This window comes from Pseudoxanthomonas mexicana, from assembly GCF_010093385.1.
Taxonomy (GTDB): Bacteria; Pseudomonadota; Gammaproteobacteria; order Xanthomonadales; family Xanthomonadaceae; genus Pseudoxanthomonas_A; species Pseudoxanthomonas_A mexicana.
Map to the genome: position 1 here is coordinate 1 of NZ_PDWV01000098.1, position 4,698 is coordinate 4,698.

Consider the following 4,698-nt stretch of genomic DNA (forward strand, 5'->3'; position numbering starts at 1 on the left):
AAGCACCCACGGCCGCCGCAGCCGCTGCTGGAGCGGATGGTCGACTTCCTCTTCAGTCCGCAGGGACTGGGCATGACCTACGACGCGGCCGCCAACCATACCGTGGCCCAGGCCTACGCCACCCGCAAGGCCAACTGCATGAGTTTCACCCTGCTGACCGTGGTCCTGGCGCGCGAAGCGGGGCTGGAGGCCTACGGCCAGCAGATCGACGAAACACTGGCCTGGCGGCGGGACCAGGACACGCTCTACCGCACGCAGCACGTCAACGCCGGGGTGCGCATCCGCGGACGCAAGCTGACCATCGACGTGGCCTGGGATGAAGTCATCACCCGCAGGCCGCCCCACCCCATCCGCGATGAGCGGTTGGTCGCCCATTACTACAACAACCGCGCCGCCGAACTGCTGGAACACGGCGCGGTCCAGGACGCCTTGCGCCACGCCGGGATGGCCCTGCAACTGGACCCGGGCTATGCGACCAGTTGGAGCAATGTCGGCGTGATGCATCTGCGCAACGGCGACCGGGTGCGCGCGCAACAGGCGTACCGCCACGCACTGGCGCTCGATCCGGACCATCCGGGCGCACTGTTCAACCTGGTGGCCTTCCATCAGCGTGCGGGCGAGCACGATGCCGTGCGGCCCCTGCAGGCCCGGCTGGATGCGGTGCAGGCGCGCGACCCGTTCCATCATTTCCTGCTGGCCACCGGCTTCGAGCGCGATGGCGACCGGGAACGTGCCGTCCGCCACTACCGGCAGGCCATCGCGCTGCACGAAAGCGAGCACCGCTTCCACTTTGGCCTGGCTCGCGCGGACTTCCTGCTGGGCGACAGCCGGCGCGCCGGCAGGTCGCTCGCGCGGGCACGCGAACTGAGCCAGGGCGATACCCGCCAGCTCTACCAGGCGAAGCTGGACGTGCTGCGCGCGGGCGAACGCTGAGCGGCCCGACAGGGGCCGCGCCCTCGGGCGCAGCCCCACGAGGAACTATTTCAGCTTCAACTGGCGGATCAGGTTGCTGCCCAGGATCTGCCGCATCCTGCCGCGATCGGCATAGGCGGTGTTTGCCTGCGTCGTGCTCTGTCCGGTGACCCTGCTGGACCCCGCTTCGGACCGGTCGCGCCGGCCATCGAAGGCGGCCATGTTCGGATACACGACGGTCAGGTAGAGATCCGGCTCGTCCGGCCGGCGCGCCTGCGTGGAGTACACCGCGTAGTCCAGGATGATGCCGGCTTCCTTCTGCGCCTCCATGACACGCTTGTACGGCCCCTGCAGGTGCGTCATGTAGTGGTCGAACTGGCCGTCCATGACCTTGACCGCGGTGACCTCCATCACCGGCCCTTCGGTATAACTGCGGTCCTGCGCGGACAGGGGGAGGCACAGCGCGCACAGCAGCAGCGCCCACAGCAATGGCAAGCGTTTCATGTCGGATTCCTCGTTGGATGCTCGCCGGATGATTCCGGGTGCCCAGCTGAACGCGGCGCGGCATCCTGCATCGGCCATGCCCGCAGAGGAATCCGGCGCCCGGCCGACGAACGCATCCCGGGGGCGACCCTGTATTACGCCGTTGCACCCCGCATCGCGCCACGCCGCCCTGCGCGCCGGGCTAATCCGCCAGCGACCACTCGCCCAGGCACTGGTAGTCCGGCTCGCCCTCGATCCCCTGCAGCAGGTGCACGGCCTGCGGATGCAGCACCACCGGCGTCACGTCCACCGGCGCGGTGCGCGGTGGGACATAGGCCAGGGTCAGGTGCGGCACGAAGCTGCGGCCCAGCGGTTGCCGGAAGCCCGCCCGTAGCAGCCGTTGCTGCAACCCGCGCCAGAACGCCACCACCGCCGGCGACGGATGCAGCGCCGCCAGCGTCAGGGCCGGGTTCTTCGGATTGCCCAGGCACAGCAGGTGGTCCAGGGTGATTCCCAGCGGTTCGGGTTGCCAGTCGCGCATGGCCTCACGCGCCGAGGCCACCAGGTCCTCGCGCGGCCCCTCGCTTTCGCCGAGGAAATGCAGGGTCAGGTGGTAGCGCTCCGGACGCACCCAGCGCGCCTGCGGATAGTCCGCCTTGAGGTCTTCGGCCCGGTGCCGCAGCGCCGCGCATTCGCCGGGCGATGGCACGAGCGCGAAAAACAGGCGATGCAACCGGCCCGGCTGCGGGCCGCCGAACAGATCGCCTTGCTGGGATGACGCGGATGTGGCGGGCATGACGCAAACGGCGTGGGGACGACGATGGCCTGCATCATCGGCGCGATGTCCATGCCGTGCAACCCGCGGCAGGCGGGACGTGCGCGTCCCGCCTCTCTGCCCTCACCGCATCACCAGATCCGCACGCGGTCCTGCGGGGCGATGTACAGCGGGTCGCCGGGCTTCACGCCGAAGGCGTCGTACCACGCGTCGATGTTGCGCAGCGGCGCGAAGGCGCGGATGTGGCCGGGCGAATGCGTGCCGTTGACCAGCTGCTGGCGCAGCGCATCGTCGCGCCACAGGGTGCGCCACACCTGGCCCCAGCCCATGAAGAAGCGCTGGTCGCCGGTGAAACCGTCGATCACCGGCGCCGGCTTGCCGCCCAGCGAGCGGTGGTAGGCCTCCAGCGCGATGGTCAGGCCGCCCAGGTCGCCGATGTTCTCGCCCATCGCCACGCGGCCGTTGATGCGCATGCCCGGCAGCTGCGGGAACTCGTACGCCTCGTACTGCGCGCCCAGCTTGGCCGCCTGCACTTCGAACTTGGCCGCGTCCTCGGCCGTCCACCAGTCGCGCAGCACGCCCTGGCCGTCGGACTTGCGGCCCTGGTCGTCGAAGCCGTGGATGATCTCGTGGCCGATCACGCCGCCGATGGCGCCGTAATTGACGGCCGGGTCCGCATCCGGGTCGAAGAACGGCGGCTGCAGGATCGCGGCCGGGAATACGATCTCGTTCTTCACCGAGTTGTAGTACGCGTTGACCGTCTGCGGGGTCATGCCCCACTCGCCCTTGTCCACGGGCTGGCCGATGCGCGCACGGCGGAAATCCCACTCGAACTGGCCGGCACGCTGCGCATTGCCGAACAGGTCACCGTTCTTCACCACCAGCGCGCTGTAATCGCGGTATGTGTCGGGGTGGCCGATCTTCAGGCCGAAGCCGGCCAGCTTGGCGTGCGCCTCGGCCTTGGTGGCCGGGCTCATCCAGGCCAGCGTGTCCAGGCGCGCGCCCATGGCCGCCTTCACGTTGGCGACCAGCGCATCCATCTTCGTCTTGGCCTCGGGCGGGAAGTACAGCTTCACGTAGTCGCGGCCGATCGCCTCGCCCATCGCGGATTCGGCGAAGGCCACGCCGCGCTTCCAGCGCTCGCGCTGCTGCGGCTGGCCGGACAGGAACTTGTCGCGGAATTCGTACTGCGCCACCGAGAAGTCCTTCGACAGCAGCGGTGCCGCATTGTCGGTCGCGTGGAAGGCCTGCCAGGCCTGCAGCGTGGCGATGTCGGTGTCGGCGAAGATCGCGGCGATCTTCGGGATGGCGCTGTCCTGACGGACCACGGCGCGGCCGGCGCCCTCGACGCCGGCGGCCGTGAAGAAGTCCGCCCACGGGAACCCCGGGGACTTCGTCGCGAACTCGGCCATCGCCAGCGGGTTGTAGGTCTTGTCGCGGTTGCGGCTCTCGGCGCGCGTCCAGTGCGCCTCGGCGATGCGGGTTTCCAGCGCCAGGATCGCCTTCGCGTTCTCCTGCGGCTTGTCCCAGCCCGCGAGCTGCAGCATCTGCGCGATGTAGGCCTGGTAACGCTCGCGCTGCGGCGCGAAGTTCTCGCGCAGGTACATCTCGCGGTCGCCCAGGCCCAGGCCACCCTGGCTCAGGTACAGGGTGTAGCGGTCCGGATCCTTCTGGTCGTCGCTGACGCCCAGGTTGAAGAACGTGTCGTAGAAGTTGCCGCGTCGGCCCATCAGCCTGGCCAGCGCGTTCCTGTCCGTCGCCGCGCGGATGTCGGCCAGCACGGGTTGCAACGGCTTGGCGCCCAGCGCATCGATCGTCGCCTCGTCCATGAACCCCCGGTACAGCGCCGCGATCTTGGCCGCGTCCCCACCGGTGGCCGGATCGCCCAGCGCATAGCCTTCCACCAGCACGCGCAGGCGCGCTTCGGACAGGTCGCGCAGGATGGCGAAGCCGCCGTAGCTGGAACGGTCGGCCGGGATCTGGGTGGTATCGGCCCAGGTGCCGCTGACATAGCGGAAGAAATCCGTGCCCGGCCTAGCCTGGCGGTCCATGCCCGCCGTATCGATGCCCCAGCTGCCGAAGCGCCTAGCGGCGATCGTCGTGCCGGCGGCCGCCGCGCCACCGGCGTCGGCTTCGGCGAACAGCGACTGCAGCGTGCAGGCGTCATCCAGGCATGCGCGGTCTTCGTGGGCCGCCAGCGGGGCGGCGGCGGCCAGGGCCAGCAGGGTGGCGGCGGACAACAGGGTCTTCTTCAAGGCGGATCTCCGTGGACAGGTGCGGGCGCGCCGCGCGCGCGGGGGGGCCCGGTCCCACCGCGGCGTGGCGCCGGGCCCCTGGCCCTGGTGGGGGCCGCCTCGGTCTTGCTTGCCGCCGGCGTCGCCTGCCAACTGCGCCCTGCCTACGAGGTCCCGGGGGCCAGCGAGGTACCGGCCGCGGCGCCGGTCCGCGCGCCCGCCGGGGTGATCGACAGCGCCGAGGCCGACAGCGATCCGGCCGCCGCCAGCGCCGCCCCCGTCGCCGTGCAGGAA

Annotated in this window: 4 protein-coding genes; 1 reads left to right on the forward strand and 3 read right to left on the reverse strand. The window is 70.2% G+C overall.

The genetic code is table 11. The features are described 5' to 3' along the window. On the forward strand, positions 1 to 933 hold a 933-nt coding region (locus tag CSC76_RS18625), incomplete at its 5' end, for a tetratricopeptide repeat protein (protein WP_162111453.1). Between the two features lie 45 nt (positions 934 to 978). Here the strand turns inward: CSC76_RS18625 and CSC76_RS18630 are convergent. The 3 genes from CSC76_RS18630 to CSC76_RS18640 all read right to left on the reverse strand — a co-directional run bounded on the left by CSC76_RS18630 (position 979) and on the right by CSC76_RS18640 (position 4,425). Next, positions 979 to 1,416, reverse strand: coding sequence for a hypothetical protein (locus CSC76_RS18630; protein ID WP_162111454.1), 438 nt, complete (start codon positions 1,414 to 1,416; stop codon positions 979 to 981). A 181-nt stretch (positions 1,417 to 1,597) separates the two neighbouring features. Then, a complete protein-coding gene (thpR, locus tag CSC76_RS18635; protein WP_162111455.1) occupies positions 1,598 to 2,191 on the reverse strand; it encodes an RNA 2',3'-cyclic phosphodiesterase in 594 nt (197 codons plus the stop codon). A 110-nt stretch (positions 2,192 to 2,301) separates the two neighbouring features. Further along, a complete protein-coding gene (locus CSC76_RS18640; protein WP_162111456.1) occupies positions 2,302 to 4,425 on the reverse strand; it encodes a M13 family metallopeptidase in 2,124 nt (707 codons plus the stop codon). Positions 4,426 to 4,698 lie beyond the last annotated feature (273 nt).